The sequence below is a fragment of the Burkholderiales bacterium genome (assembly GCA_035560005.1).
Classification (GTDB): Bacteria; Pseudomonadota; Gammaproteobacteria; order Burkholderiales; family Eutrophovitaceae; genus DASRFY01.
Window position 1 is genome coordinate 31,745 of sequence record DATMAN010000056.1, and the last position, 26,503, is coordinate 58,247.

The 26,503-nt window shown below is 65.5% G+C and carries 25 protein-coding genes; 23 read left to right on the top strand and 2 right to left on the bottom strand.

The genetic code is table 11. The features are described from left to right. Window positions 1–2 precede the first annotated feature (2 nt). From VNM24_08240 to VNM24_08285, 10 genes are all read left to right on the top strand, one after another. The gene (locus tag VNM24_08240) at window positions 3–1,454 is read left to right on the top strand and encodes an AAA family ATPase (protein ID HWQ38583.1); all 1,452 of its coding nucleotides are present in this window, start codon (window positions 3–5) and stop codon (window positions 1,452–1,454) included. Between the two features lie 89 nt (window positions 1,455–1,543). Then, window positions 1,544–3,340 (top strand): secretin N-terminal domain-containing protein, encoded by a 1,797-nt coding sequence (locus tag VNM24_08245; protein ID HWQ38584.1) that lies wholly within the window; start codon window positions 1,544–1,546, stop codon window positions 3,338–3,340. Next, window positions 3,337–4,632 (top strand): tetratricopeptide repeat protein, encoded by a 1,296-nt coding sequence (locus VNM24_08250; GenBank protein ID HWQ38585.1) that lies wholly within the window; start codon window positions 3,337–3,339, stop codon window positions 4,630–4,632. The genes VNM24_08245 and VNM24_08250 overlap by 4 nt, the downstream gene beginning before the upstream one ends. 13 nt (window positions 4,633–4,645) lie before the next feature. Next, window positions 4,646–6,352, top strand: coding sequence for a GspE/PulE family protein (locus VNM24_08255; protein ID HWQ38586.1), 1,707 nt, complete (start codon window positions 4,646–4,648; stop codon window positions 6,350–6,352). A gap of 13 nt (window positions 6,353–6,365) precedes the next feature. Next, window positions 6,366–7,571: a type II secretion system F family protein gene (locus VNM24_08260; GenBank protein ID HWQ38587.1), complete on the top strand. Its 1,206-nt coding sequence runs from the start codon at window positions 6,366–6,368 to the stop codon at window positions 7,569–7,571. Window position 7,572: 1 nt separating this feature from the next. Beyond that, a complete protein-coding gene (locus tag VNM24_08265; GenBank protein ID HWQ38588.1) occupies window positions 7,573–9,114 on the top strand; it encodes a hypothetical protein in 1,542 nt (513 codons plus the stop codon). A gap of 3 nt (window positions 9,115–9,117) precedes the next feature. Further along, on the top strand, window positions 9,118–9,723 hold the full coding sequence (locus VNM24_08270; GenBank protein HWQ38589.1) for a hypothetical protein: 606 nt from the start codon (window positions 9,118–9,120) through the stop codon (window positions 9,721–9,723). Next, the gene (locus VNM24_08275) at window positions 9,720–10,283 is read left to right on the top strand and encodes a hypothetical protein (protein ID HWQ38590.1); all 564 of its coding nucleotides are present in this window, start codon (window positions 9,720–9,722) and stop codon (window positions 10,281–10,283) included. Before VNM24_08270 ends, VNM24_08275 begins: the two co-directional genes overlap by 4 nt. A 38-nt stretch (window positions 10,284–10,321) precedes the next feature. Then, entirely contained in the window at window positions 10,322–11,656 is a 1,335-nt protein-coding gene (locus tag VNM24_08280; protein ID HWQ38591.1) for a hypothetical protein, read from the top strand. Continuing rightward, on the top strand, window positions 11,631–12,416 hold the full coding sequence (locus VNM24_08285) for a prepilin-type N-terminal cleavage/methylation domain-containing protein (GenBank protein ID HWQ38592.1): 786 nt from the start codon (window positions 11,631–11,633) through the stop codon (window positions 12,414–12,416). The genes VNM24_08280 and VNM24_08285 overlap by 26 nt, the downstream gene beginning before the upstream one ends. 7 nt (window positions 12,417–12,423) lie before the next feature. On the opposite strand, the gene VNM24_08290 is transcribed toward VNM24_08285, so the two are convergent. After that, window positions 12,424–14,130: an ATP-binding protein gene (locus tag VNM24_08290; protein HWQ38593.1), complete on the bottom strand. Its 1,707-nt coding sequence runs from the start codon at window positions 14,128–14,130 to the stop codon at window positions 12,424–12,426. 41 nt (window positions 14,131–14,171) lie between these two features. Here VNM24_08290 and VNM24_08295 point away from each other — a divergent pair, with 41 nt between their 5' ends. The 4 genes from VNM24_08295 to VNM24_08310 all read left to right on the top strand — a co-directional run bounded on the left by VNM24_08295 (window position 14,172) and on the right by VNM24_08310 (window position 17,478). Then, window positions 14,172–14,969: an ABC transporter permease gene (locus VNM24_08295; protein ID HWQ38594.1), complete on the top strand. Its 798-nt coding sequence runs from the start codon at window positions 14,172–14,174 to the stop codon at window positions 14,967–14,969. Continuing rightward, complete coding sequence (locus VNM24_08300; GenBank protein HWQ38595.1) at window positions 14,969–15,697, top strand: hypothetical protein; 729 nt, start codon at window positions 14,969–14,971, stop codon at window positions 15,695–15,697. The genes VNM24_08295 and VNM24_08300 overlap by 1 nt, the downstream gene beginning before the upstream one ends. Window positions 15,698–15,930: 233 nt before the next feature. After that, window positions 15,931–16,629 carry a prepilin-type N-terminal cleavage/methylation domain-containing protein gene (locus tag VNM24_08305; protein ID HWQ38596.1) on the top strand — a complete coding sequence of 233 codons (699 nt, stop codon included), beginning with the start codon at window positions 15,931–15,933 and terminating at the stop codon, window positions 16,627–16,629. Window positions 16,630–16,770: 141 nt separating this feature from the next. Next, window positions 16,771–17,478: a prepilin-type N-terminal cleavage/methylation domain-containing protein gene (locus VNM24_08310; protein ID HWQ38597.1), complete on the top strand. Its 708-nt coding sequence runs from the start codon at window positions 16,771–16,773 to the stop codon at window positions 17,476–17,478. 15 nt (window positions 17,479–17,493) lie between these two features. Here VNM24_08310 and VNM24_08315 read toward each other — a convergent pair whose 3' ends face one another. After that, window positions 17,494–19,461 carry a monovalent cation:proton antiporter-2 (CPA2) family protein gene (locus VNM24_08315; GenBank protein HWQ38598.1) on the bottom strand — a complete coding sequence of 656 codons (1,968 nt, stop codon included), beginning with the start codon at window positions 19,459–19,461 and terminating at the stop codon, window positions 17,494–17,496. Between the two features lie 219 nt (window positions 19,462–19,680). On the opposite strand from VNM24_08315, the gene VNM24_08320 reads away from it, so the two are divergent. Genes VNM24_08320 through hprK form a run of 9 tightly spaced genes read left to right on the top strand, consistent with a single transcriptional unit; the run spans window position 19,681 to window position 26,411 of the window. Beyond that, window positions 19,681–20,670, top strand: a complete 990-nt coding sequence (locus VNM24_08320; GenBank protein ID HWQ38599.1) for a KpsF/GutQ family sugar-phosphate isomerase — start codon at window positions 19,681–19,683, stop codon at window positions 20,668–20,670. Window positions 20,671–20,722: 52 nt separating this feature from the next. After that, on the top strand, window positions 20,723–21,250 hold the full coding sequence (locus tag VNM24_08325; protein ID HWQ38600.1) for an HAD-IIIA family hydrolase: 528 nt from the start codon (window positions 20,723–20,725) through the stop codon (window positions 21,248–21,250). Further along, window positions 21,247–21,846 (top strand): LPS export ABC transporter periplasmic protein LptC, encoded by a 600-nt coding sequence (gene lptC, locus VNM24_08330; GenBank protein ID HWQ38601.1) that lies wholly within the window; start codon window positions 21,247–21,249, stop codon window positions 21,844–21,846. The genes VNM24_08325 and lptC overlap by 4 nt, the downstream gene beginning before the upstream one ends. Then, complete coding sequence (gene lptA / locus VNM24_08335) at window positions 21,803–22,420, top strand: lipopolysaccharide transport periplasmic protein LptA (GenBank protein ID HWQ38602.1); 618 nt, start codon at window positions 21,803–21,805, stop codon at window positions 22,418–22,420. Before lptC ends, lptA begins: the two co-directional genes overlap by 44 nt. A gap of 43 nt (window positions 22,421–22,463) precedes the next feature. After that, window positions 22,464–23,186 carry an LPS export ABC transporter ATP-binding protein gene (gene lptB / locus VNM24_08340; protein ID HWQ38603.1) on the top strand — a complete coding sequence of 241 codons (723 nt, stop codon included), beginning with the start codon at window positions 22,464–22,466 and terminating at the stop codon, window positions 23,184–23,186. Window positions 23,187–23,223: 37 nt separating this feature from the next. Continuing rightward, a complete protein-coding gene (locus VNM24_08345) occupies window positions 23,224–24,657 on the top strand; it encodes an RNA polymerase factor sigma-54 (protein HWQ38604.1) in 1,434 nt (477 codons plus the stop codon). A 26-nt stretch (window positions 24,658–24,683) separates the two neighbouring features. Next, window positions 24,684–25,001 carry a ribosome-associated translation inhibitor RaiA gene (gene raiA, locus VNM24_08350; protein ID HWQ38605.1) on the top strand — a complete coding sequence of 106 codons (318 nt, stop codon included), beginning with the start codon at window positions 24,684–24,686 and terminating at the stop codon, window positions 24,999–25,001. A gap of 14 nt (window positions 25,002–25,015) precedes the next feature. Then, window positions 25,016–25,501 carry a PTS sugar transporter subunit IIA gene (locus VNM24_08355; protein ID HWQ38606.1) on the top strand — a complete coding sequence of 162 codons (486 nt, stop codon included), beginning with the start codon at window positions 25,016–25,018 and terminating at the stop codon, window positions 25,499–25,501. Continuing rightward, the gene (gene hprK / locus VNM24_08360; GenBank protein ID HWQ38607.1) at window positions 25,470–26,411 is read left to right on the top strand and encodes an HPr(Ser) kinase/phosphatase; all 942 of its coding nucleotides are present in this window, start codon (window positions 25,470–25,472) and stop codon (window positions 26,409–26,411) included. The genes VNM24_08355 and hprK overlap by 32 nt, the downstream gene beginning before the upstream one ends. The last annotated feature ends 92 nt before the right edge of the window (window positions 26,412–26,503 follow it).

Consider the following 26,503-nt stretch of genomic DNA (forward strand, 5'->3'; position numbering starts at 1 on the left):
CGATGTACTACGCTTTCTTCGGGCTCTCGCATCCGCCCTTCAAGATCACGCCCGATACCGAAGTGTTCTTCGAGGGCGGCAATCGCGGCGCCATCCTGGAAGCGCTTATCTATGCCATTTCCCAGGGCGAGGGCATCATCAAGGTGACCGGCGAGGTCGGCAGCGGCAAGACCATGCTGTGCCGCATGTTGCAGACCCGCCTGCCGAGCAACATAGACACCGTCTACCTCGCCAATCCGAACGTCTCTCCTGACGAGATCCTGCACGCCATCGCCTTCGAGCTGCAGCTGCCGGTGGCGAAGGATGCGCCTCGCCTGGAAGTCATGCACCGCCTCAACGAGTATCTGCTGGAAAGGCACGCGCAGAAAAGGCAGGTCGTCCTGTTCGTGGAAGAGTCGCAGGGCATGCCGCTCGCCACGCTGGAAGAAATCCGCCTGCTTTCGAACCTGGAGACCCACGACCACAAGCTCCTTCAGATCGTCTTGTTCGGACAACCCGAGCTGGACGAAAACCTGCGCCGGCCGCAGATCCGCCAATTGCGCGAGCGCATCACGCACAGTTTCACGCTCGCTCCGCTGACCGCCGAGGACGTGCGCCTGTATCTGAATTTCCGGCTGCACGCCGCGGGCTACCGCGGGCCGGACCTGTTCCGCCGGCGCGTCGTGGGCTACATCGCCCGGGCTAGCGCCGGGCTGACGCGGCGCGTCAACATCATCGCCGACAAGGCCATGCTGGCCGCTTTTGCCGAGGGTACGCATGACGTCTCCATGAAGCACGTCAGGGCGGCCATCCGGGACAGCGAATTTTCCGCCGGGAGCGCGCGGCCGCTGTCCAGCCAACTGGTCTACGCAGTCACCGGAGTCTTGTTCGGAGGCCTGCTCGGGGTGGGCGCCTTTTCGGCCTACCAGGCATGGCGCGCAGAACCGCTCGCCAGTCCCAAGGATCCCTCCGCGGTTCATCCGGCGCTCCTGCAGCAGCCCGAAGAGTCGCCGGCCGCAGCGTCACGGTCGGACCAATTCCAGCCCGCCCCTGCCGGCTCCACCCCCGCGTTGACGGCTGCTCAAGTGGTTGGCGCGCAAGTTGCAGGCGTCCCCGGCGCACAGAGCGCGGACGGCGAGGAAGACCTCTTGGAGCAGCGCCTGCTGGCCACCGAACGGTTGCTGACGGGTCCAGCGGTCCAACCCTTCACGATCCAGCTGCTTGGGTCTTCCGACCCTGAACTCTTGAGAAGTTATTTGAAGACTATTTCTAAATATCTTGAGATAGAAAGAATTTTTGTGTACCGTACCATGGCGAGGGAGCGCCCGTCGCTGACCGTCTTGTACGGCAATTTCGCCACTCTGCGGGAAGCCAATGCGCAAATCGAGAAGCTTCCGGAGGAACTGAAGGCCAATCGGCCGTATTGCCGCACGCTCAACGGGATACGAGCGGAGATCGCGCAGTACCGTTCGTGACGACAGGAAGCAGCGCCGTGCGCCTCGGCTCGCGAGCAAGGCGATCAGTGCATCGCCGGTAGCAACTGGGCAACAGGGAGGTAACGAACTTGCAGTTCACGCACGGCAGCTCGGCGCGGGGTCTGACCCACCGCATGGCGGCGGCGCTTCTGTTCGCGGCATTGCTGCCGGCGTGCGGCCACAAGCCCACCGTTCCACCGTCTCAAGGACATCTGGACAGTGAGCGGGCGCCCACCCTGGCGCCGCAGGAGAAGATCCTGCCACCGGTGACGATCACCGACTTCGTGCCGCCGCCCAAACCGCAGGTCCGCTTGCCCACCTATACCGTGGTCGTGCAGGAGGTCCCGGTGAAGGAATTGCTCTTCGCGCTCGCGCGCGACACCAAGCAGAGCATCGATGTCGACCCCGGCGTGCAGGGTCTGGTCAGCCTGAACGCGGTCGATGAAACCCTGCCGGCCATCATCGAGCGCATCGCACGCCAGGTTAACATCCGCTACCGCACAATCGGCAACACGATCGTTGTCAGCCCGGACACGCCGTACTTCAAGACCTACCGCGTGAACTACGTCAACGTCGTGCGCGACACCACCGCTTCCATCGGTGTGAGCGGCGATATCTCGGGGGGCACGTCGACTGCGGGCGGACAGGCGCCAAGTCAGGCTGCGGGAACCTCCAGTACCCGGGTGGAGAGCACATCGAAGAACAACTTCTGGGAAGTCCTGCGACAAAACGTCGAGAGCATTCTGGCCGCCACCAAGGCTTTGAGCGAGAGCGCCGACCAGCGTGCGGCGCGCGCCGAAGCGGCCCGCGCCGAGCGCCAGGAGCGCATCGCGCAGGCGGAAGCCGTCGCCCGCGCCGGACCGAACGCCGCGCCGCTGTTCGAGAAGGCGTTCGGCGCCGAGACCCTAGCGCGTACCGCGGCAAAAGACGAAATCGTGATCAACCCGATTGCCGGTACCCTCACGGTGCTCGGCACCGAGCGCCAGCATGGTCTGATCCAGCAGTATCTCGACGGGATCTCGACGGCCTCCCAGCGCCAAGTGCTGATCGAAGCCACGATCGCCGAGGTCCAGCTCTCGAACAACTATCAGGCGGGCGTGGACTGGAGTCGGCTGGCGACCGGCGCGGGTTTCACTTTCCAGCAGGAACTGCTCGGATCCAACCTCGGCGGCGCCCCGCGGATGGTGATCGGCTACGCCAACACGACGTCCGACGTCGGGAACATCTCGGCCTCGCTGAGGCTGCTGGAGCAGTTCGGCAACACACGCGTGCTCTCCAGTCCGAAGCTGATGGCCCTCAACAACCAGGCGGCGCTGCTCAAAGTCGTGGATAACGTCGTGTATTTCGAGATCGAGGCGCAGACCTCGCAGAATCAGACGACCACGCTGCAGACTTTCAACACCACGCCGCAGACCGTTCCCGTCGGGCTGGTAATGTCCGTGCTGCCCCAGATCACCGAGAGCAGCATGGTGAACCTGACCATCCGGCCCACGATTTCGCGCATCACCCGTTTCGTGAACGATCCCAATCCCTCGCTGCGTCTGGACGGGCAGGGCAATCCGCTGGCGAACCCGATTCTCAATCAGGTCCCCGAAATCCAGGTGCGCGAGATGGAGTCGGTGCTCCAGGTCGGCAGCGGTCAGACCATTGTGCTGGGTGGTCTCATGCAGGACAACGTGCGGCGCGACCGCGATCAGGTCCCCGGCCTGGGCTCCGTGCCGCGCGTGGGCGAAGCGTTCGCCTTCCGCGACGAAGCCGTCGCCAAGACCGAACTGATCGTGTTCCTGCGACCGACCGTGATCGCCAACCCGTCGATCGACAGCGACGAGCTGAAGTTCTTCAAGCGTTTCCTGCCGAATATCGACCCCACCGGCAAGAATCCATGAGCCTGCTGCTGCAAGCCCTCCAGAGGGCATCGAAGAGCCGCGAGGGCGCAGACTCCGATCTGCCCACCTCGGACGAGAGCGGCCTGTCGCTCGAGCCGCTTCCGGAACCGGTCCTGAGCGACGAAGATGCACCCCTGCGTTCTTCGCCGTCGCCGGCGCAGGCAGCCAGCGTGCTGCGCGCCCAGGAAGCGCCTTCATTTGGCCCGCTCGACTGGGCACGTGAGCACTACATGCTGACCTTCCTGGGCGCAGCGATTCTGTTCGCGATGGGCTACGGCGCCTACGTTTACATCCAGATCAGCAACCCGGGCTGGCTGCAGGCTGCGCCGCCCGCCGCGCCGCTCGGTGCTGGAGTCCCGCCCGCGCCGCAGGCCGTCGTAGCCGAGGCCCCGGCGCAGGCAAAGATCTCCGGGATGCCGGCGCTGGAAACGCCACCGCCTGCGACTGCGGCCGCCGCGGCATCCGCGGCAACCTCGCCAACCCCGCCGGCCCAGGCAGCATCGGGCGATTTCACGGCGCGAGTCGAGCGTGCACCGCGCCGTGCCCGCCCGGTCCGAGCCGGGAAGCTGGCCTTTCAGCCGGCTGCAGAGGGGGGTGCGGAGACCGACGCCGACCCAGAGGTCGAAACCATCGAAATTCCAGAGGCTCCCCAAGCGGCACCCGTCGCGCCATCGCGCGAGGAAATCGCAGTCCGGCGCCAGAAATCGGCTGCGGACGAGCCCGACCCGACACTGGTCGCCGCCTATGAGGCATTGCGCATCGGCGACTACGGGCGAGCCAAAGTGCTCTATCAGGAGGTGCTGGGTAGCGATCCACGCAACATCGACGCTTTGCTGGGACTGGCGGCAATCAACTGGAAAGAAGGCCAGAGCGAGGCGGCGACCGCCTACTACGCCCGTGTGCTGGAAGCCGATCCGCGCAACGGCTACGCCCAGGCAGGGCTCATCGCCCTGGTGGGCCGCTCGGATCCGGCGGGAGCGGAATCACGACTGAAGCAACTGATCGCCCGCGAACCTTCCGGCTTCCTGTACTTCACGCTGGGCAACCTGTACGCCGAACAAGGGCAGTGGCCGGCGGCGCAGCAAGCCTATTTCCAGGCTCACCAACTCATGCCGGAGAACCCCGACTACGCCTTCAACCTCGCCGTGGGCCTCGAGCACTTGGGACAACCCAAACTCGCGCTGGCCTACTACCGCAAGGCCCTGGATCTGTCGTTCAAGCGGGGCCGCGCCAACTTCGACCAGAAACTGGCAATCGAGCGCGTCGGGCAGCTCTCGGCCCGCGTCGATTAAAGTCGTTCTCGCCATGGCTGAGCAACGGAAAAAGCTCCGTCTCGGCGAGCTGCTGGTCCAGCAGGGCCTGATCACCCAGGACCAGTTGCGCATCGCGCTCACCGAACAGAAAGCTCAGAACATCCCCATCGGGCGCCTGCTGGTGCGCCTCGGCTTCGTCACCGAGGCGGTCATCCGGGACATCATGGCGCGCACGATCGGTCAGGAGAGCATCGACTTGTCGCAGGTGCTCGTCGACGCCGAGGCACTCAAGCTCGTGCCCCAGGAGTTTGCCCGGCGCCATCGGCTGCTCCCGATCGCCTACGACGCGGAGCAGGACCTGCTGGTGGTGGCCATTACCGAGGTCTTCAACGTCGTCGCCCTGGATCAGCTGCGCGCCATGCTGGGGTCGAACATCCAGTTGAAGACCGTGCTGGCCGGGCAGGCGCAACTCGATGAATACGTCGACCAGTTCTACGGTTACGAGCTGTCGGTTGACGGCATCCTGCGCGAGATCGAAACCGGTGAGATCGACTACCAGAGCCTGCAGCAGGCAGGTGGCGACGAATACACCCAACCCATCGTGCGCCTGGTGGGCGCCCTGTTGGTCGATGCCGTCAAGCGGGGCGCCTCCGACATCCACTTCGAGCCGGAATATGCGTTCCTGCGCATCCGCTACCGCATCGACGGCGTGCTCGAGCAGGTGCGCAGCCTGCACAAGAACTACTGGCCGGGGATCGCCGTGCGGCTCAAAGTCATCAGCGGAATGAACATCGCCGAAAGCCGCGCCCCGCAAGACGGTCGAATTTCACTCAACCTCAACGGCCGGCCGGTCGATTTCCGCGTATCGACCCAGCCCACGATCTGGGGCGAAAACATCGTGCTGCGCGTCCTGGACCGCGAAAAATCCATCATTTCGCTCGAGCAGATGCGTCTGCCGAAGAACGTGATGGCCAAACTCAATCTCATGCTGGCGCGTCCCGAGGGAATCCTGATCATCACGGGCCCGACCGGCAGCGGGAAGACCACCACGCTGTACTCGCTGCTCGCGAAGCTCAACGTCGAATCGGTGAACATCATGACGCTGGAGGACCCGGTCGAGTACCCTGTGGCGCTCATGCGCCAGACCTCGGTGAACGAGTCGGTGCGCATGGACTTCGCCAACGGCATCCGCTCGATGATGCGACAGGATCCCGACATCATTCTGGTCGGTGAAGTCCGTGACCGGGAAACCGCGGAAATGGCGTTTCGCGCGGCCATGACGGGCCACCAGGTATTCACCACGCTACACACCAACTCGGCGCTCGGCGCTTTCCCGCGGCTGCTCGACATCGGCATCATGCCGGACATCATGGCGGGCAACATCATCGGCATCATCGCCCAGCGGCTGGTTCGGGTGCTGTGCACCCACTGCAAGGAGGCCTACCCCCCGAATGCCGAGGAGCGCCAGCTTCTGGGAGCCGGCCTCGATCCGGACCTGAAACTGTTCCGTCCGGTCGGCTGTCCGAAGTGCAGCCACCGGGGCTACAAGGGCCGCACGGCCGTGATGGAGATCCTGCACATGGACGCGGATATGGATGAACTCGTTGCCCGTCGTGCCTCGCCGCGAGAACTGCGCGAAGCGGCGCGGGCCAAGGACTTTCGTTCGCTCGCCGAAGAAGGCATCCAGCGCGTGATCGACGGCACGACCAGCCTGGCCGAAGTGGCGCGCGCGATCGACCTCACCGGCCGCGTGAGCTGAACGGACGCCGGCCATGCCCGCTTTCCAGTACAAGGCGATCGACCGCGAAGGCAACCCGGCCCGCGGGCGCCTCGATGCTTCGAACGAGGTCGACCTCGAGCTGCGGCTGCGCAAGATGGGGCTCGACCTCGTGACCTATCGCACGCTGGCCCGTCAGGCGTCGGCTCTGGGAGGCGGCCATATCACCCGCCAGGATCTGATCGCGTTCTGCTTCGACATGGAGCAAGTCTCGCGCGCCGGCATTCCTCTTGTGGAGGGACTGCGCGACCTGCGCGACGGCATGGAGAACCCGCGTTTCCGGGAGGTGCTGACTTCGGTGCTGGAAGACATCGAGGGCGGGAAGACCATGTCCCAGGCGTTGGCCGCCTTCCCGAACGTATTCAGCCCCGTATTCGTCAGCCTGGTGCGCGCTGGTGAGCTGGCCGGACGCTTGACCGAGGTATTCGAGAACCTGGGAGCGACGCTGAAATGGCAGGACGAGCTGATCTCCCAGACGCGACGTCTGCTCGTCTATCCGGCTCTAGTGTGCTTCGTGGTGGGCGCGGTCATTCTGTTTTTGCTGCTGTACCTCGTTCCGCAGGTGGTCGGCCTCTTGCGCACCATGGGCCTCGAGTTGCCCATCCAGACGCGCGTGCTCATCGCGATCTCGGAGTTCACGGCGGCCTACTGGTGGATCATCATCCCGCTGCCGGTTCTGGCGGCGGCGGCAATCGCGGCCCTGGTCAGGAGCAACGAGAGGGCGCGCTATCTCTTCGACTACGCCATTCTGCGCACTCCGCTCATCGGCCCGATCCTGCAGAAGATCATCCTGGCGCGCTTCGCCAACTTCTTCGCGCTGATGTACCGCTCGGGGATCACGATCCTGGAGGCCATGCGCACCAGCGAGGATATCGTCGGCAACCGCCACGTCGCCCGCGGATTGCAGCGTGCCGGACAGCAGATCAATTCGGGGGAGACCATGTCGGAGGCGTTCCAGAATCTCGGCATGTTTCCACCGCTCGTCATCCGCATGTTGCGGGTCGGCGAGAATACCGGCGCGATCGATACCGCGCTGCTCAACGTGACGTATTTCTACAACCGCGACGTGCGCGAGTCGGTGGACAAGGCGCTCAAGCTGCTCGAGCCCTCGCTCACGCTCGTACTGGGCGTCGTGCTGGCGCTGATCCTGTTTTCGGTGCTGACCCCCGTGTACGATATGCTCGGACAGCTGAAGCTCTGAGATGGCCGCCAAACTGCTTCTGAGCGTCACGGAAGAAGGCGCGACCGCCGCGGTCTGGCGCTCCCGCAGGCTCGAGCTGATCCGCGCTTTCGACAACAGTCAGGAAGGCCTCGCCGCGTTCGCGGCCTACCTGCGCGGGATCAAGGGACTGCCGGTGCGCATCGTGGTCGACACGATCGACGAGGACTACCGGTTCGAGACGCTCCCCCATGCTTCCGGATCCGACCGGGCGCAACTCGTTGCGCGCAAGCTGCGTCAACTCTATCGTTCGACCGCCTTTGCGGCGTGCCAGTTGCAGGAACGCGTCGCCGGCAAGCGCCGGGAGGATCGCTACCTGTTCGCGGCGATCACCGATCCCGAACTGCTGCTTCCCTGGCTGCGCGTGATCGAGCGGCTGCACGTTCCGGTGGCCGGCATTCACCCGCTGCCGATCATCACGCTGTCGCTGATCGAGCGCTTCAAGCTCAAGCATCCCAACCTGCTGCTCGTCTCGAAGAACAAGGCGGGACTGCGCCAGACTTTCTGCAAGAACCTCCGGTTTCGCATCAGTCGCCTGACCGCCGCGCGCACGGGAAGCGCGCCTGCGGACGCGTATTACGCCGAGGAGATCGGCAACACGCGCATGTATCTCGACGCACTCACCGTCACTCACGTCGACGACACGGTGACCGTGGTCATCTTCGACCACGACGCAACGCTAAGCGGCATTCCGGGCGTATTGGCGCGCGAACGCCCCAACATGCCATGCGTGCGGTTCGGCCGGGACGAGATCGCCCGCAAGCTCGGCATTTCCCCGGCCGATCTCGATGCCTCGCCGGACGTGCTGCATCTGCATCTGCTCGCGAGCGGGGTTCCGGCAATCGATCTGGCCCCGGCTCCGGTCGAAGCCGGTTTCCACCTCTACCGCATGCGGCAATACGTGTACATTGCGTCCGCCGCTGCGTTTCTCGGCGCTGTGTTGTGGGCCGGCGCGGCCGAGTTTCGCGCGACGCAGATCGAAGACCAAGTGGTCGATCTGGTGCGCCAAACCCGGGACTACCAAGCGCGCTACGCGCAGGTCACCGCCCAGTTTCCGCAAGCCCCGGCCTCGGCGGAAGAACTGGAGGACACGGTGGAGACCGCGCGGCGCATTCGCGAGGAATTCCGCACGCCGGAGCGCATGCTGGTCGTGCTCAGCCGCGCCCTGGACGGTTCGCCCGATATCTCGCTCAGGCAGATCGAGTGGCGCTACGGCGATCCCAAGACTTTCGAGGGACTGGCGGCGACCTCGGCGAGCAGCGCGGGCGGCGCGACCACCCCGCGACAGATCGCGGTCGTGTCGGCGGAGGTGGTCCGGGTGGCGCAGGACCATCGCGCGGTCCTCGATCGAATCCGCGGTTTCGCGGCGTCTCTGGGCGCCGACCAGCAGGTCGAGGAGGTGCGCGTGGTCAAGCTGCCGATGGATGTGACCTCGGCATCGACACTGGCCGGGACGACGTCGGAAACGGCACGCCCGCCGGAGACGCAGTTCCAGGTCGTGGTGGCCTTCCGGGCGGGGGTCTGACCGATGAGACTGACGTGGAAAAATCTGTCCTCGCTGTGGCTGCCCGGCGTAGTGCTGGCTGCGGCGGTTGCAGCGGGCGCGCTCATCGTCCGTTATGCCAATGCCGACCTGGCGCGTGCCCAGCAGCGCCTCGCCGCGCAGACCGCCGCCCTGGACGAAGCCAGGCGCCGGTTTCAGCGCTCCGACGAAGAAAAGGCGGCCATCCTGCGCTACCTGCCGGCCTATCAGGCGCTGCAGCAGGAAGGGTTCGTCGGCGGGGAACGCAGAATCGAGTGGATCGAGGGCCTGCGCGCCGCGGACCGCAAGGCGGGCCTCGATGGCGTGCAGTTTCGAATCGATCCGCAGGAGCCGTTCCAGCACCCGGCGGCAGCGGGCGTGATCGCGCAGCGGCTGCGGCGCTCGACGATGAAGTTGACGCTGGGGCTGACCCACGAGCTGGATCTGCTGGAATTCCTGGACGCCTTGCGGGCGCAAAGCGCGGGGCTGTTCTCGGTCCGCGCGTGCGCAATGACCGGACAGCCGGGCGATCCGGCACCCCGGCGCGCCAACCTGCAAGCGGAGTGCGAAATCGACTGGCTGACGGTCGCGGCGGCGGAGCCCAGCGCATGAAGGTGCTCGCGCGCCTGCTCGGCTTCTTCCTGCTGGTGGCGGTGGCGTGGACACCGGCAGGCGCCGCGGAGCCGCAGCTCGGACGCCTGTTTTTCACGCCCCAGCAGCGCGCGGCCCTCGACGCCGGGCGGCGAATCTTCGCGGCGAAAAAGAGCGACGATCATCCCAGACCGGCACGGCAGTCGCGCCGACCGCGCGAAATCGAGCTGAACGGCATCGTGATGCGCAGCGACGGCGAACGTACCGTTTGGGTCAACGGCAAGTCCTACTACCGGGGCTCACCACGCGGGCTAGAGATCCTGACCGACCCCGGCCGGCCCGCCTCGGCACGCATCCGGCTCCCGGGAAAGAAAACAACCGATCTTCGTGTGGGCCAGCGTCTGGAAGCCGGTTCTGGCGAGGTGCACGAGAAGTATCTGGGAGCTTCCGCAGGACCACAGCCTCGCAGCCGTGCCCAGCGCGCCGAGCGGCGCAGCGGCTCTGCCTCGGTAGCACGTCCCAAAACCGCACCGGGGGTCGACGAGAATGGCGAGACGACCCGGGCTGCCCCCGCCCGGTGAGTTCCCCCGCTCAGACTGGCCGGGCCGTCCGCTTTGCCATGAGAACACGCAGGCGATCTTGCCCCCACGGTCCCCGCGCGCAAGGCGGTCAGGCCATCCTTTTTACCGTATTGCTGATCGCGGTCGGAATCGCTCTCGTCGTCTACTACGCGGCGGCCACGCCCTCGCGCGCCAGTCAGCAGCTCACGAAAACCCTTCCGGCGCTCGCCCAGGTCAGGGAAGCGCTGATTGGCTGGTCGGCAACGCGCACGCCCACCGGCGCCCTTCCCAATGCCCGCCCCGGGGAGTTGCCGTGCCCCGACATGGACAACGACGGGTCCGAAGACGGCAGTTGTTCCGCGGGCGCGATCGGCCGGGTTCCATGGAAGACGCTGGGCATCCCCGAGCCGAAAGACGATGCGGGAGAAACGCTCTGGTACGCCGTAGCCGGCCCGTTCCGCATCTACAACATGAGCAGCGCCCCGATCACCAGCAACACCCTGGGCAACCTCACCGTCTATGCCGAAAGCAGCGGCACGGTGCTCACCAGCCAGGCGATCGCCGTCATCTTCGCGCCCGGCCAGCCGCTCGGTGCCCAGGACCGCAACCCGGCGAGCAGCGCGGCGTGCGCGACGACAGGAACCACTCTCCCGCGCAATCGCTGCGCGACGAACTATCTCGAAGCCGTAGGCGGGGGCAACAACGCGCAGACCAACGGTCCTTTCGTGCAGGCTCGGGCCACGGACACTTTCAACGACCGCCTGCTGTTCATGACCAATGCCGACCTCATGCCCGCGGTCGAGCAACGCGTCGCGCGCGAGATGATGGCGCTGTTGCAGGCCTATCGCACGGCGACCGGCGTCTATCCCTGGGCTGACTGGGCCGACGGTAACAGCAATGCCAACCTGTACTCCGATGCATACAACCGCGCCCGCTTCCCGTGCGGAACTGCCGCGCCGGTGGCGTGGGGCAGCGGTGGCACGCCGGCCCTGCCGAACTGGTTGACCAACGGCTGCGGGTCGGTGACCGGGTGGCCGGGGGTCATTCAGTACGCCGTCGCCCGTAACCGGCTGGAAGGCAGCGGAGCTGGATGCACCACTTGCAGCGCGACCTCGCTCAGTCTGGGCAACAGCGGAACCGCCGACCTGTGCCTGACCTCATCGAGCCCGTTCGCGTGCAATACCACCACGGTGGCCAGCGGGAGTGCGGACTTGATTCTGATCACGCCGGGCGCCGCGACCACCAGTCCGCGCGGCACGTGGGCGCAATCGGATCCTGAGGATCCGATCACCGGCTATTTCGAAGATGCGGAGAACAGCGACAACGACGACGACAGCTTCGTCATCCCGAGTACCGCGAATGCCAATCATGACCGCCTCTTCGTCGTGCGCTAGGCATCGCCGCGGGTTCAGCCTGATCGAGATGGCGATCGCGGTTTTCGTGATCGCGCTGCTGCTTGGCAGCATCCTCGTTCCCCTGCAGACACAAATCGAAACCCGCAGACTGGAGGAAACGCGACGGCTCCTGGATCAAGCGCGTGATGCCTTGCTGGGCTATGTCGCCGCCTACGGATATTTTCCGTGCCCGGCCAGCGCCGCGAGCAACGGCCAGGAGGCGGTCACCAGTCACGCCAGCGGCGCCTGCGCGGCAGCGGTCACCGGAACGAATGCGTATGTCGGTTTCCTGCCGGCGGTCACGATCGGGTTCACACCGGTCGACGGCAGCGGGTACGCAGTGGACGCCTGGACGCTCGTGCAGAACCGCATCCGCTACGCGGTGGCCAACGCCACCGTCAACGGAATCACCAACCCCTTTACGCGGATCAACGGCATGCGCAGTGCCGGGATGTCCAACATCGCCGCCTCGACCCAACTGCTTTATGTTTGCGGCACCGGTTCCGGCGTGACGGGCACCGGCTGCGCGGCGGCGGCCGATCAGTTGAGCGATGACGCCATCGCCGTGATCTGGTCGCTCGGTCCCAACGCCCCCACCGGCGGCGGCAGCCCGCATGAAGACAAGAACCTCGACAATGACCGCGTGTTCGTGATGCGCGCGCAGTCGAACGTCGCGGGAGCGGTGTTCGACGATGTCGTCACCTGGATCGCGCCGCCGATTTTGTTCAACCGTCTGGTCGCCGCAGGTCAGCTACCGTAGGCGGCCCTCACGACGGCAGCAGTTGAAACTCGACGTTGCCGGCGGTGTTCGACGAGAGCCGCAATTCGTGGCCTTGCTCGCGCGCGAACCGGGCGCTCTGATACAGCCCCACGCCCAGTCCCGTCTTCGACCGCACCGGCGACTGGAAGAGCTGCTGCGCAACGGACTCCGGGATCGCGTCGCCATCGTCGTGCACTGACAGGAGGTATCCGTCACTCCACGACAACGTCACCGTGATTTTGAGCTCGGCATTGAGCTTGCGCTTTTCCAGGGCGTTCTGCAGCAGGTTCTCCGCGACGCTTTCAAACAGCTCGGCGGGCAGCGTGCCGCCCGCGGGAAGCCCTCTTTCCTCGAAAGCGATCCGCTCGTGCGCGAAGCGCTGCTTGAAGCCCGACCACCAGGACAGCGCGTCTTCCACGGAAGAGACGGCGGCCGGCTTGCTGCCGAGCTTGTCGAGCGTGATTTGCAGGCGTTGCGCGATCTGGGGCAACTGGCGCTGCATGAGCAGGCGCACCGATTCCGCATCGCCCTCGCTGCTCGTCTGCGCCGCGCTGCACAGGGATTTCAGCGTCTGCAGGAGATTCTTGACATCGTGCGTGAGCCGCGAGCCGGTCTCGTAGATCGCCTGCATATAGGCCGTGCGCCGCTGCTCCTGCTCCCGAACCTTGGCTTCGTAGTAATCGCCGAGCAGGCGCGCCAGCAGCCGAACGTGCAGCACCAGCGCGGGGCCCGGGGACCAGCGCGTGAAAACCGTCAGCGTGAGTCCGCCAAAGGTGAACGCGGTCGGATGACCGGTCTGCTCCCCGACCAGTCCGCTCGTCCCGGAAGCCTTCCAGCGCACGCCCGACACCCAGGGCAGCTCCGCCAGCTCGTGCGCCGCGAGAATCACGAACTTGTCGGCGTCGCGCTCGCGGTCGGCGAGCGCCGCCAGGCTGTGCATCCAGCGCTCGAAGGGCACGCCCACGCTCAGAAAATACCGCGACAGCAACTGCCCGATGCCGGAGAAGCCGCCGCGCGGGTCCCACAGCCAGGACAGCGCAATCAGAAACACGGCAAACACCAGCAGGGCCTCGGCCAGAGCCAGCACGTAGTTGCCCTGGCTCACCTGCTTGATGGCGAACGCACCCAGCACCAGCACGACCGTCATCAGAAAGATCAGCACGCTGTAAAAGAGATCGACCGAGTAGTGCGACTGCGCCGGCTGGCGCCCGGTGCGGATCACCAGGATGGCGAGCAGCGGCAGGACCAGCCCATAGCGCACGGCGTTGCGGACGAACGCAGGGAAGGACTGCTCGACGAATAGATGGGGTACGACCCACATCAGCAATGCCGACAGCAGATAGACGGCAGCCAGAATGGAAACGACGCGCTGACCGAAGTTCTTGATCCCGGGAACGTTGCCGCCGATGAGCGAGAACAGAACGGCCAGCCAGAGCGCCATCAGCCACCAGCTGCGCGCCGCGACCAGCAGCGCGCCTCCCACCAGGATCAAGGCGACCTGACGGCCGACTAGCCGGTGCTCGCCGTGCCACAGCGGCTGCCACAACAGGAACAACCCGAAATGCGAGATCAGCAGCGCTTGCGCCAGCAGGTCGGCGAGCTCCAGCGCAAGCGAGCCGTGCAGAGCGAGCAGCATCAGCGCGAGCCAATGCTCCTGACGCAGCGAGGCGATGAAGCGCGAGAGCGGACTGCCGCGGTTGATCTCAACCGCCATTTCGTGACAACCTCAACCGGTTTTCTTCGTGCTTGTCGTCCATGCAGACTCTCGACCGAATGCCCTGGCACTGGGACCGCGTCTTCGCCATTTCACGCTACACCCTGCTGGAGGCCTGGCGCAACCGCTTCCTGGCGATCGTCCTGGGTCTGGTAGCGCTGCTCTACCTCGCCAGCCTGTTCGTCAAAGCGCTCGCCATCACGGAAAGCAACCAGTTTCAGGTTGGTTTTTTCGCCGCCTCCATGCGCCTCGCGGTGGTGTTCGCGATCGCGGTCTACATCCTGCAGGGCCTGGTCCGCGAGTTCCAGGACAAAGTCGTCGAGCTGGTCCTCTCGCTCGACCTGCCCCGCGCGACTTATGTCCTTGGAAAGTTCGCCGGGTACGCCGTGCTCTGCGCGGCGGCGAGCGCCCTGTGTGCCCTACCCCTGTTCGCACTCAGTACGGACACTGCGGCGCCGCTATTATGGGGCTGCTCGCTGTTGCTCGAACTGTGGCTGGTCGCGGCGGCGGCCGTGTTCTGCATGGTCACCTTCACTCAGTTGCTGCCGGCCGCGACCTTCGTGGCCGGATTCTACTTGCTGGGCCGGTCGATTTCCGCGATCCAATTGATGAGCACCTCCACGCTGCTGGGCCCGGATTGGAGCACGAAGCTGGCCGGCTGGATTGCGGATCTGATCGCGCTCGTCCTGCCGCGGCTGGATGCCTTCACGCAGACGGCGTGGCTGCTGGATGCCGCCACAGCGGCAGGGGTTCTCGGCTCGGCCGCGCTGCAGGTCGCAATCTACGTTCCATTGCTGCTCGGCGCCGCGATGTTCGACCTGCACCGGCGCAATTTCTGATGGCCGGGGTTCAGAAAGCGCCGGGGCGGGTGCCGCCGGCCGTGCGCCTCCTGCTTGGACTCGCGCTTGCGCTCCAGGTCGGCCTGCGTATGGCCGAACCGAGGCCGACGGCTTCGGCCGCCGATCTGCCGGCGCCGCCCTCCGTGCCGGCGCTCAGGACCGTCGCGCTGGGCGAGCCGATCGGACTGGCGCAGGTGCTGACGCTGTACTTGCAGGCATTCGACACCCAGCCCGGCATCTCGGTGCCGTTCAAGGATCTGGACTACCACAAGCTCGCCGGCTGGCTGAGCGCGATCCTCGCCCTGCATCCCGATGGCCAGTATCCGTTGCTGCTCGCCGCCCAGGTCTATGCGCAAGTGCCCGATGCGGACAAACAGCGACGCATGCTCGACCTGGTGTATCGCGAATTCGAGCGCGATCCGCAGCGCCGTTGGCGCTGGCTGGCCCACGCCGCGATCGTGGCCAAGCACCGCCTGCATGACCTTCCGCTGGCGCTGCGCTATGCGCAAGCGCTCGCCGAACGGGCCGATCACCCCTCGGTACCGAGCTGGGCACGCCAGATGCACATTTTCCTGCTCGAGGATCTGGGCGAGTACGAAGCCGCCAGAATCCTGCTGGGCGGGCTGCTGGCAAGCGGCGCCATCACCGATCCGCACGAAGCGCTGTTCCTGACAGAGCGTTTGAACGCGTTGAAAAACGTCGAAAAGTCGACGCTTGTGCCGAAATGACGACGTCAGAATCCGCTCAGCGCGATGGCCTGCGGCGCGCAACCGCAGTGCCGCACGTCCCGGCTTGCCACATGGAAATCAATGCCTTGGGCTCTGGCGGAGGATGGAAGCGCGGGCTGCCCGCAGCCGTGGTGGGCCCATGCACGGTCGAGAATCAGGACGCCGCGCACGCCAGCGCGCATGGCATGGAAATGGCACCATCAGCGCAAAAGCATCCCATCGGAGGGGTAATCATGCATCCCAGACAACAGGGTTTCACGCTGATCGAGATCGCGATCGTGCTGGTCATCATCGGCCTGCTGCTCGGCGGCATCCTGAAGGGGCAGGAGCTGATCACGAGCGCGCGCGTTCGCAATCTGATCGCCCAGCAGGATGGGATCAAGGCGGCGTTCTTTGGCTTCCAGGACCGGTTCCGCGCTTTCCCGGGCGACTATGCTCAGGCGACCACCAATATCGCCAACGTCGCGGCCACCGCCGCGTGCAACAACGGCAACGGCAACGGCAACGGGCAGATTGAGACCACAGGTAACGAAATGGTGCTGGCTTGGGAGCATCTGTCGAAAGCCGGTTTCATCACCGGCACGTATACCTGCGCGGCCACGGAAAGCGCTACCACGACGCCGCTCAACCCGTACAACGTCCGTGTGCAGTTGATCTACGACGGCGTCTACGGCATCGCCAGCAGCGGCGCAGCCCGGCATAACATCAAGACCGGCGCGCAGATCCCGGTCGAGATCATCGCCGAGATCGACCGCAAGATCGATGACGGCCTGCCCTATACCGGCGGCTTCCAGTTCTCCGCCTACCAAGGCGGTGCCGCGGCGGCGCCCACGGAGAACGGCGCAAACACCTGCACCAGCGGCAACACCACCGCAGCGACCTGGAATGCCACGAACGGCGTCACCAACTGCGGCGGGGCGAGCCTGCTGTAACGGTCGCGAACGCGAGTCCGCATGCGATCAAGCCCGCCAACGGCGGGCTTGCGCCTTTGGAGGCACACCGTGATCTCAGATGATCGGTGCCGCACCAACGATCCGGGGCATCGGTGGCCCCGCCACTGGGGCTCCGGCTGAATGTCAGCGGCCGGATTTCGCCACGAGGAAGATTCGGCCTGCGGTTTCACGCTCGTGGAGATCGCCATCGCTCTGGTGATCATGGGCCTGCTGCTGGGCAGCGTTCTCAAAGCGCACGAACTGGTCACCGGCGCGCGGGTGCGCAACCTCATCGCGCAGGAGCAAGGCATCAAGGCCGCCTTCTACGGCTTCCAGGATCGATACCGCGCCCTGCCCGGCGACTATGCACAGGCGGTGACGCGTATCTCGGGTACCTCGCAGAACGGCAACGGTAATGGACGGATCGAAGCCGCCGCGACACCCAACGAGGCCATTCTCGCCTGGGAGCACCTCGCGCACGCCGGATTTCTCAATCGCACCTACAGTTACAGCGCGACGGATTCACCGGCCAGCAGCCCGGCCAATCCCTACGGCGTGTACCAGCGCATCGCCTTCGACGCGGTCTACGGCGATCCTGCAACCACGCTTCCCGCAAGACACAATCTGAAGCTCGGGGCCCAGATTCCCGTGCACATCGCCGCCGAGATCGATCGCAAGATCGACGATGGGCTGCCTTACCGGGGCGACATCCAGTTCTCGGCCTACCAGGGCAATGCGCCGGCCGCGCCCAGCGCCACGAACTGCGTCAATCCCGCCGCGGGTGCAGCCCCCGCGACCTGGCTTGCCGCGTCTGGTCAGAGCAATTGCGGTGTGGCAAGCGTGTTCTAACGCCATGAATGCGACCTATCCCTGCAGCAGGAACATCTCCGCGAGCGCCAGTTCCTCCTGCTTGCCCCGCAGGACCACCACGTCTCCCTCCGCGAGTCGCGCCTGAAAATCGGGCACTGCGCTGGAGGCGTTGCGCCGGCGCACCGCAGTGACTTCCACACTGAACCGCGCGAGGTTCAGCTCCTCGAGGCTGCGTCCGAGCGCGGCCGCCCCTGGCGGCAGCACCACCGAATGCAGCCGCGGCTGATGGCGATCGCCGTCTTCGTCGATCTCATCCGACAGTCCGCGAAAGAATCCCTTGAACAGGCTATAGCGCTGCTCGCGCGTTTCGCGGATGCGGCGCAATACGCGATTGAGCGGCACGCCCAGCAGCATCAGCACGTGCGAGGCGAGCATCAGGCTGCCTTCCAGGATTTCCGCGATCACCTCCGCGGCGCCCGCCTCCTTCAGGCGGTCGATGTCGGCGTCGTCCACGGTGCGCACGATCACCGGCAGGCCCGGCCTGAGCTCGCGCACCACGTTCAGGATCTTCAAGGCCGATTCGGTGTCGGCGTAGGACACCACCAGCGCGTTGGCGCGCAGCAATCCGGCCGCGATCAGAACCTCGCGACGCGCGGCGTCGCCGAACACCACGCTCTCGCCCGCCGCAGCCGCCTCCTTGACCCGCTGCGGATCCAGATCCAGGGCGATGAAGGGAATGCCTTCCTGCGCCAGGAATCGGGCCAGGTTCTGTCCGCTGCGGCCGAAGCCGCAGATGATGACATGCCGCTCGGCCTCCATCGTCTGGATCGCGATGTTGTGCAGCTCCATGGCGCGACTGAGCCACTCCGAGGCACCCACTCTGCGCACCAGACCTTCGCTGTGTTCGATGACGAAGGGAGAGACCAGCATGGAAAGGATCAGCGTGGCGAGTACCGCCTGCAGTTGCGTGCCGCCGACGATGCCCAGATGACCGGCCTGGGCGAGCAGCACCAGGCCGAACTCACCGGCCCCGGCCAGCGCCAGGCCGCTCTTCAGCGCCACGCTGAGTTCCGAGCCGAACAGCCGCGCCAGCCCCACCACCACCACCGCCTTGATGACCAGCGCACCGGCCAGCATGACGGCGACGAGCAGCCCGTGCTCGATCAGCACGCGTGCCTCCAGCATCATGCCCACGGTGATGAAGAACAGTCCCAACAGGACATCGCGAAACGGCTTGATGTCCTGCTCGACCTGGTAGCGGTACTCGGTCTCTGAAATCAGCATCCCGGCCAGAAAGGCGCCCAAAGCCAGCGACAGGCCGGCGAGCCCCGTAAGCCAAGCCAGACCCAGCGTGATGAGCAGCACGTTGAGCACGAAGAGTTCGGAAGATTTCTGGCGCGCCACCAGCGTGAACCACGGTCGCATCAGGCGCTGCCCGAAGGCCAGGATGAGTGCGAGGGCCACGGCCGCCTTGGCGAGCGCCAGCAGCAGCGACCAGGCGAGCGCTTCGCCCACGGCCAGTGCCGGGGCGACGATCAGCAAAGGGACCACCGCCAGGTCCTGGAACAGCAGAATTCCGATGATCTGCCGCCCGTGCGGCGAATTCAGTTCCATGCGTTCGGCCAGCATCTTCGCCAGGATCGCCGTCGAGGACATGGCGAACACGCCGCCGAGCAGCACCCCGGCGCGCCAGTCCAGTCCGGCGGCCACAGCCAGCGCGAGAGCCAGCATCAGGGTCACTGCCACCTGCGCGGCGCCCAGCCCGAACACCATGCGCCGCATAGTGAGAAGCTTGGGCAGGCTGAACTCCAGTCCGATCGAGAACATCAGGAAGACCACGCCGAACTCCGCGAGATAGCGCGTTTCCCTGGTATCGGTGACGAAACCGAGCGCGTGCGGGCCGATCAAGGTGCCCACGATCAGATAACCGATCAGCACCGGCAGCCGCAGCTGGCGGAAGATCACGACCACCAGGACGGCGGCCGCGAGCAGCACCAGGACCACTTCCAGCGTACCGTGCAGCGTCAGCATGCGTTGTTCGGCGGGGGCGCTGCGCTGCAAGCGACGATTCGTCCGCCGGCGCACCGGGAGCGCGATCGCGGCTGGCCAGGCGATGCGCACGCGATCGGGATCGGAAGAAGCGGCGCCACGTCGGGTTGGCGGAAGTGCGGTGAATCGACTTTAGCACAGGGGGCTTGCCGGCGAGGGCCACGGCCATGCGGCCGCGCTACAATCGTGTTCATGCAATCGATCGGCAGGATCTCGCCGGACCAGGCGTTGCAGATCGCGCGGCGCGTGTTGGAGATCGAGACGCGCGCCGTTTCCGAGCTCGCTGCGCGGCTCGACGCGCGCTTCACCCAGGCGGTGCACGCAATCCTGATGTGCAGGGGCCGCGTGGTCGTGAGCGGCATCGGCAAGTCCGGGCACATCGGCCGCAAGATCGCGTCCACGCTGGCGAGCACCGGCACACCCGCGTTCTTCGTCCATCCGGCCGAAGCAAGCCACGGCGATCTCGGCATGATCACCCGAGACGACGTCATGATCGCGCTGTCCAATTCGGGCGAAAGCGCCGAGCTGCTCGTGATCGTGCCCCTGATCAAGCGCCAGGGCGCGCGCCTGATCGCCATCACCGGCAATGCGCGCTCCACCCTCGCACGCGAGGCCGACATTCATCTGGACGCGCGCGTGACGGAGGAGGCCTGCCCGCTGGGTCTTGCGCCGACCGCCAGCACTACCGCTGCACTCGCGCTGGGCGACGCGCTGGCCGTGGCGCTTCTCGAGGCGCGCGGCTTCGGCCGGGAGGACTTCGCGCGCTCCCACCCGGGAGGCAGCCTCGGGCGCCAGCTGCTCACCTTCGTGGCGGACGTCATGCGCACCGGCGCGGCAGTGCCCCGAGTCCCGGTCGGCGCCACGCTCAAGGAAGCCGTCCTGGAGATCAGCCGCAAAGGCATGGGCATGACCGCCGTGGTGGAGAAGGCCGATCGGCTGGTCGGCATCTTCACCGACGGTGACCTGCGCCGCACGCTCGAGCGCACCGGCGATTTGAGCGCGGTGGCCGTGGCCGACGTGATGACGCCCGACCCGAGCACCATCGGACCGCAGCAGCTTGCAGTCGAGGCGGTCAAGCTGATGGAAGAACGCAGGATCAACCAGCTTCCCGTGGTCGATGCCGAGCGTCGCCTGGTGGGCGCCCTCAACATGCACGATCTCATGCAGGCCAAGGTGATCTGACGAGGATGCGCCTGGCCGACGCGACGCCAAACAAGGTGACTTGGCGCGACGCATGACGCGACGCCTGCTCCCCCGCGCGCGGGCCGTGCGCCTGGCGATCTTCGACGTGGACGGCGTGCTGACCGACGGCGTGCTCTACCTGTCGGAGCGCGGCGAAGCGTTCAAGGCTTTTCACATCCTCGATGGACAGGGTCTGAAGATGCTGCGCGCAAGCGGCGTGGAGCTGGCGCTGCTGTCCGGACGCAAGTCTGCCGCCGTCCTCAAACGCGCTACAGAGGTGGGCGTCGACCATGTCGTGCAGGGGGCCCAAGACAAGTTGCGCGCGTTCCGGATGCTGCTGCGCAAAGCAGGGCTCACCGAGACCGAGGCGGCCTTCATGGGCGATGACCTGCCCGACCTTCCCGTGCTGCGCTGTTGTGGCTTCGCCATTTCGGTTCCGGGCGCGCCGGCGCTCGTGCAAAGGCATGCGCACTACGTCACCCGGCGCCCGGGTGGTTTCGGCGCGGTGCGCGAAGCCTGCGAACTGCTCATGCAGGCGCAAGGCACCCTGAGCCGCCAGCTGGAGGCGTATCTGCGATGAACGACCGCCTGGTGACCTGGGCGCCGCTCGCCTTGCTGTTCCTGCTCGCCGCGCTCACCTGGTGGCTGGACAGCAAAGTGCAGCCCCCCGAGTGGCGTTCCGACGGCAGCACGCGGCACGATCCGGACATGTACGTCGAGGGCTATTCCGCCGCGCGCATGAACGCCGACGGCTCCAGACGCTACGAACTGAAGGGCAAGCGTCTGGTGCACTATCCCGACGACAACAGCACCGAGCTGCATGCTCCGCAACTGATTTACTACGACCCGGGCCAGGCCCCGGTAACGGTCAAGGCCGATGTCGCGCAGATCGCTCGTGGCGGCGATGACCTCTACTTCCTGGGTAACGTGCAAGTGGTGCGCGCCGCCTATGCGGACAAACCCGAGCTGGGCGTGCTCACGACCTATCTGCACGTAATGCCCGAAAAGCAGCTGGCGCGAACCGACCAGCCGGTCACGCTGATCGAGGGGAACTCCACGGCCAGTTCGGTTGGCTTAGAATTCGACAACAGAACCCGGCTGCTGAAACTCTCCTCTCAGGTGAGGGCGCGCTATGAAACTCCGAGATCGCTCAAGCTTGGCCCGCCGCGCCGCTGACACCCTGATCGCGCTCTGGCTGGCCATGGCGGTGGTGCCATCGCCGGCCCTGGCCGAGCGCGCCGACCGCGACAAGCCGGTCAATCTCGAAGCCGACCGCGTGGAAATCGACGACGCCAAGAAGGAGGCGGTCTTTCACGGCAACGTGACTTTGACGCAGGGCACGCTGATGATCAAAGCCGACCGCATCATCGTCAAGCAGGATGCCGAGGGCTTCCAGTACGGAATCGCCTACGGCAACCAGGCCTACTTCCGCCAGAAGCGCGAGGGCGTGGATGAATACATCGAAGGTTTCGCTGACCGGCTGGAATACAACGGCAAGGCCGACAAGCTCGAGATGTTTGCCAACGCCCAGCTCAAGCGCGGCGCCGACGAGGTCAGGGGCGACTACATCTCCTACAACGCAACCACCGAGTTCTTCCAGGTCATTGGCGGCGGCAAGACCGCCGCGACGCCGGGCAATCCGCAGGGACGAGTGCGCGCCACGATCCAGCCGCGACCGCGCAACCCGCAGCCCACCGCGCAGGAGCCCTTGCCGCTCAAGCCGGCCGAACAGGTAGGCGGTTCCCGGTAGCCCAACACACACCGTCCCTACGCACACGAATTCCAAGGGAGCGATGAGCAGGCTGCGCGCCGAGAAGCTCAAGAAGCGCTACAAGGCGCGGACCGTCGTCAAGGACGTCTCGCTCGAGGTGGAAAGCGGTGAGGTGGTCGGCCTGCTAGGCCCGAACGGCGCGGGCAAGACCACCTGCTTCTACATGATGGTCGGACTGGTCCCCGCCGACGGCGGCGAGCTGTTCCTGGACGAACGCTCGCTCACGCACGCCCCGATCCATCAGCGGGCGCGGCTCGGTCTGAGCTATCTTCCGCAGGAGGCGTCGATCTTCCGCAAGCTGACGGTGGCGGAGAACATCCAGGCCGTGCTCGAGCTGCGCGGCCTGGACGAAGACCAGGTCGAACAGCGGCTGGACGAGTTGCTGCACGATCTGCATATCGCGCACCTGCGCAACAGTCCGGCCATCAGTCTCTCCGGCGGGGAGCGCCGCCGGGTCGAGATCGCGCGGGCTCTGGCGACCCAGCCGCGTTTCATCCTGCTCGACGAGCCGTTCGCCGGGGTCGATCCGATCGCCGTGCTCGACATCCAGAAGATCATCCGCTTTCTCAAGGAACGGCAGATCGGCGTGCTCATCACCGACCACAACGTGCGCGAGACGCTGGGCATCTGTGACCGCGCTTACATCATCAACGACGGCTCCGTCCTGGCCTGCGGCCATCCGGAGGAAATCGTTTATAATGAAAGCGTAAGGAAAGTCTACCTGGGCGAGCACTTCAGACTCTAAGAAGGGCCCCCGACTCACCGCCCCGCCAGGCTCAACCATGAAACATTCCCTGCAGCTCAAGCTGTCCCAGCACCTCACGCTGACGCCGCAGCTGCAGCAATCCATCCGTCTGTTGCAGCTCTCCACGCTGGAACTCAATCAGGAGATCGAGCGCTTCCTGCAGGAGAATCCCCTCCTCGAGCGCGAGGAAGAAGAGGAAGAGGGCAGCGGCCCGCTTTCACCGTCGCAACCCTTGAGCGCCCCGACCGCTCAGACCGCCGCTGACAGCCCGGCCGAAAGCGTGGCAGATTCCCCGGCCGAAGCCGAGTGGTCGATCGAGGACGGCTATTCGGGGTACGCGGGGTCCGACGCGGATGACGACGGAGAGTCGCCGCAACTCGGCGCGGGTGCAACAACGCTGCGCGATCACTTGCTCGAGCAGCTTGTCCTGATGCAGCTCTCCGAACGCGACAAGCGCATCGTCGCCTTTCTCATCGACAATCTGGACGATGACGGCTTCATGAAGCAGGATCTCGCGGAACTCGCCGCGATCCTGCCAGAGGAACTCGAAATCGACAGCGAGCAACTCGCCATCGCGCTCAAGTACCTGCAGCATCTGGAGCCCGCCGGAATCGGCGCGCGTTCGCTGTCCGAATGCCTGGCACTGCAGCTGGAAGCCATGCCCGCCGACACGCCTTACCGGGCCGAAGCGCTTAAAGTGGTGCGCGAGCACCTCGACGCGCTCGCCTCGCGCGACTACCAGAAGCTGAAGAAGCTGCTCAAGTGCGATGACGACACCCTGCGCGGCATCCAGAACCTCGTGACCAGCCTGAATCCGCGGCCGGCTGCCAACTATTCCGGAAACGAAGCGCGTTACATCATTCCCGACGTCGTGGTGCGCAAGGTGAAGGGGCTGTGGGTCGCGTCGCTCAATCCGGACGCGATGCCCAAGCTGCGCATCAATCGCCTGTACGCGGACATTCTGCATCGCAACCGTGACGCAAGCTTCCAGCAGCTCGCCGGTCAATTGCAGGAAGCGAAGTGGCTGATCAAGAACGTGCAGCAGCGTTTCGACACCATTCTGCGCGTGTCCCAGGCCATCGTCGATCGTCAGCGCCATTTCTTCGAGCACGGCGAAGTGGCGATGCGCCCGCTGGTACTGCGCGAGATCGCCGAGACGCTCGGCCTGCACGAATCCACCGTCTCCCGCGTCACGACCCAGAAGTTCATGCTGACTCCGCGCGGGATCTTCGAGCTGAAGTACTTCTTCGGCAGCCACGTCGCCACCGAGACCGGCGGTGCCTGCTCGGCCACGGCGATCCGGGCGCTCATCAAGCAGCTAGTCGGCGAGGAGGACAGGCGCAACCCCCTGTCCGACAGTCAGATCTCGGAGATCCTGGGCAAGCAGGGGATCATGGTGGCCCGGCGCACCATCGCGAAATACCGGGAATCTCTGCAGATTCTTCCTGTCAATTTGAGAAAGACCATCTGATTCTTCTTCCAAGCGGAGGCTAACCGATGAATTTGAGCCTGTCCGGACGCCATCTGGAGATCACGCCGGCCATTCGCAACTACGTGACCGAAAAGCTCGGGCGCATCACCCGCCATTTCGACCATGTGCTGGACGTTTCCGTGATCCTGTCGGTGGACAAACTCGACCAGAAGATCGAGGCCACCGTGCACCTGCCGGGCAAGGACATCTTCTGCGAGTGCATCGAACCGGATATGTATGCCGCCATCGACGGCCTGGCCGACAAGCTCGACCGTCAGATCCTCAGGCACAAGGAAAAGCTGGTGGAACATCACTACCAGGATTCGATCCGCCGGCCTTCATAGACCGCTTCACCACCATGAGCCTGCTGTCGCGCCTGCTCCCCGTATCTAACGTCGTCCTCGATCTGGATGTCACGAGCAAGAAGCGAGTATTCGAGCACGTCGGGCTGTTGTTCGAGAACTCGCTGGGCCTGAGCCGCAGCCAGATCTTCGATGCGCTGTTCGCCCGCGAGCGCCTCGGGTCGACCGGCCTGGGTCACGGCGTCGCGGTACCCCACGGGCGCATCAAGGGATTGAAGGAAGCGGTGGGCGCGTTCATCCGGGTCAGCCCAGGCATCCCCTTCGAGGCGCCGGACGGTGGGCCGGTCAGTCTCATCTTCGTGCTGCTGGTACCGGAAAAGGCCACCGACGTCCATCTGCAGATCCTGTCGGAGCTGGCGCAGATGTTCAGCGAGCGCGAGATGCGCGCCGCCCTGGCCCAGGCGCCGGATGCGGCCGCGGCGCAGCGCCTGATCACCGAATGGGAACCGCATGCCCCAAGTCAGCGTCGCGCAGCTGTTTGAGGACAACGCCGACGCGCTCAAGCTGGAGTGGTTGTCCGGGCCGCGTACTCCCTCGCCCTTCCTGGACAGCGACGAGATCAACCGTTCTTCCCAGGGCCTCATCGGTCATCTGAATCTGGTGCATCCAAACTGGATTCAGATCTTCAGCCGCACCGAAGCGGCCTATTTCGCCTCGCTCTCGGAAGCTTCTCAGCGCGAAGCGCTCTCCCGCCTGCACGGCAGCGGCCTGAAATGCCTGATCCTTTCCGACGGCGAGAAGCCGCCTCGCGCGCTGGACGATTTCGCACGGCAGCTCGACGTGCCGCTGCTGGCTTCCCCGGTTCCCAGTCTGCAGATCATCTGGGTGGTGCGCACGTATCTCGGGCGCGCGCTCGCGGAGTCCACGACCCGCCATGGAGTGTTCCTCGACGTGCTGGGCATGGGCGTGCTGATCACCGGAGAAAGCGGGGTCGGCAAGAGCGAGCTGGCGCTCGAGCTCATTTCGCGCGGCTCCGGGCTCGTAGCCGATGACGTCGTGGAGCTCTACCACATCGCTCCCGAGACGCTGGAAGGACGCAGTCCCGAGCTGCTCAAGGACTTCCTCGAGGTGCGCGGCCTGGGCATGCTCAACATCCGCACGATCTTCGGCGAGACCGCGGTGCGCCGCCGCAAGAACCTCAAGCTCATCGTGCGGCTGGAAAAACCGGTGGGCGGCGCGATTCCCGGCGTGGAACGGCTGCCGCTGAACGCGAGTTCCGAGGAAATCCTGGGCGTGAGCATCCGCAAGGTGCACTTGCCGGTGGCGGCCGGTCGCAACCTCGCCGTGCTGGTCGAAGCGGCGGTACGCAACTATGTGCTGCAGCTGCGCGGAATCGACAGCACGCAGGAATTCATCCAGCGCCAGGAAAAGTATCTCGGCCGGCAGGACTGAAAACACGATGTCGCCGAGCGCTTCATCTCGAGCAGTGCCGGCGCGGGAGCGCGTGGCGCGCTTCTGGCTGTAGCCGGCGGGCTCTCCACAGT

Excerpts from the sequence above, each read along its gene's own strand:
- VNM24_08355 (HWQ38606.1), top strand. The coding sequence starts at position 25,016 with ATGAGCCTGCTGTCGCGCCTGCTCCCCGTATCTAACGTCGTCCTCGAT.
- VNM24_08290 (HWQ38593.1), bottom strand. The coding sequence starts at position 14,130 with ATGGCGGTTGAGATCAACCGCGGCAGTCCGCTCTCGCGCTTCATCGCC.
- VNM24_08270 (HWQ38589.1), top strand. The coding sequence starts at position 9,118 with ATGAGACTGACGTGGAAAAATCTGTCCTCGCTGTGGCTGCCCGGCGTA.
- VNM24_08265 (HWQ38588.1), top strand. The coding sequence starts at position 7,573 with ATGGCCGCCAAACTGCTTCTGAGCGTCACGGAAGAAGGCGCGACCGCC.
- VNM24_08250 (HWQ38585.1), top strand. The coding sequence starts at position 3,337 with ATGAGCCTGCTGCTGCAAGCCCTCCAGAGGGCATCGAAGAGCCGCGAG.
- hprK (HWQ38607.1), top strand. The coding sequence starts at position 25,470 with ATGCCCCAAGTCAGCGTCGCGCAGCTGTTTGAGGACAACGCCGACGCG.
- VNM24_08300 (HWQ38595.1), top strand. The coding sequence starts at position 14,969 with ATGGCCGGGGTTCAGAAAGCGCCGGGGCGGGTGCCGCCGGCCGTGCGC.
- VNM24_08310 (HWQ38597.1), top strand. The coding sequence starts at position 16,771 with ATGTCAGCGGCCGGATTTCGCCACGAGGAAGATTCGGCCTGCGGTTTC.
- VNM24_08325 (HWQ38600.1), top strand. The coding sequence starts at position 20,723 with ATGACGCGACGCCTGCTCCCCCGCGCGCGGGCCGTGCGCCTGGCGATC.
- VNM24_08295 (HWQ38594.1), top strand. The coding sequence starts at position 14,172 with ATGCAGACTCTCGACCGAATGCCCTGGCACTGGGACCGCGTCTTCGCC.
- VNM24_08345 (HWQ38604.1), top strand. The coding sequence starts at position 23,224 with ATGAAACATTCCCTGCAGCTCAAGCTGTCCCAGCACCTCACGCTGACG.
- VNM24_08240 (HWQ38583.1), top strand. The coding sequence starts at position 3 with ATGTACTACGCTTTCTTCGGGCTCTCGCATCCGCCCTTCAAGATCACG.
- lptB (HWQ38603.1), top strand. The coding sequence starts at position 22,464 with ATGAGCAGGCTGCGCGCCGAGAAGCTCAAGAAGCGCTACAAGGCGCGG.
- VNM24_08255 (HWQ38586.1), top strand. The coding sequence starts at position 4,646 with ATGGCTGAGCAACGGAAAAAGCTCCGTCTCGGCGAGCTGCTGGTCCAG.
- VNM24_08305 (HWQ38596.1), top strand. The coding sequence starts at position 15,931 with ATGCATCCCAGACAACAGGGTTTCACGCTGATCGAGATCGCGATCGTG.
- VNM24_08275 (HWQ38590.1), top strand. The coding sequence starts at position 9,720 with ATGAAGGTGCTCGCGCGCCTGCTCGGCTTCTTCCTGCTGGTGGCGGTG.
- lptC (HWQ38601.1), top strand. The coding sequence starts at position 21,247 with ATGAACGACCGCCTGGTGACCTGGGCGCCGCTCGCCTTGCTGTTCCTG.
- lptA (HWQ38602.1), top strand. The coding sequence starts at position 21,803 with ATGAAACTCCGAGATCGCTCAAGCTTGGCCCGCCGCGCCGCTGACACC.
- VNM24_08285 (HWQ38592.1), top strand. The coding sequence starts at position 11,631 with ATGACCGCCTCTTCGTCGTGCGCTAGGCATCGCCGCGGGTTCAGCCTG.
- VNM24_08320 (HWQ38599.1), top strand. The coding sequence starts at position 19,681 with ATGCAATCGATCGGCAGGATCTCGCCGGACCAGGCGTTGCAGATCGCG.
- VNM24_08260 (HWQ38587.1), top strand. The coding sequence starts at position 6,366 with ATGCCCGCTTTCCAGTACAAGGCGATCGACCGCGAAGGCAACCCGGCC.
- VNM24_08280 (HWQ38591.1), top strand. The coding sequence starts at position 10,322 with ATGAGAACACGCAGGCGATCTTGCCCCCACGGTCCCCGCGCGCAAGGC.
- raiA (HWQ38605.1), top strand. The coding sequence starts at position 24,684 with ATGAATTTGAGCCTGTCCGGACGCCATCTGGAGATCACGCCGGCCATT.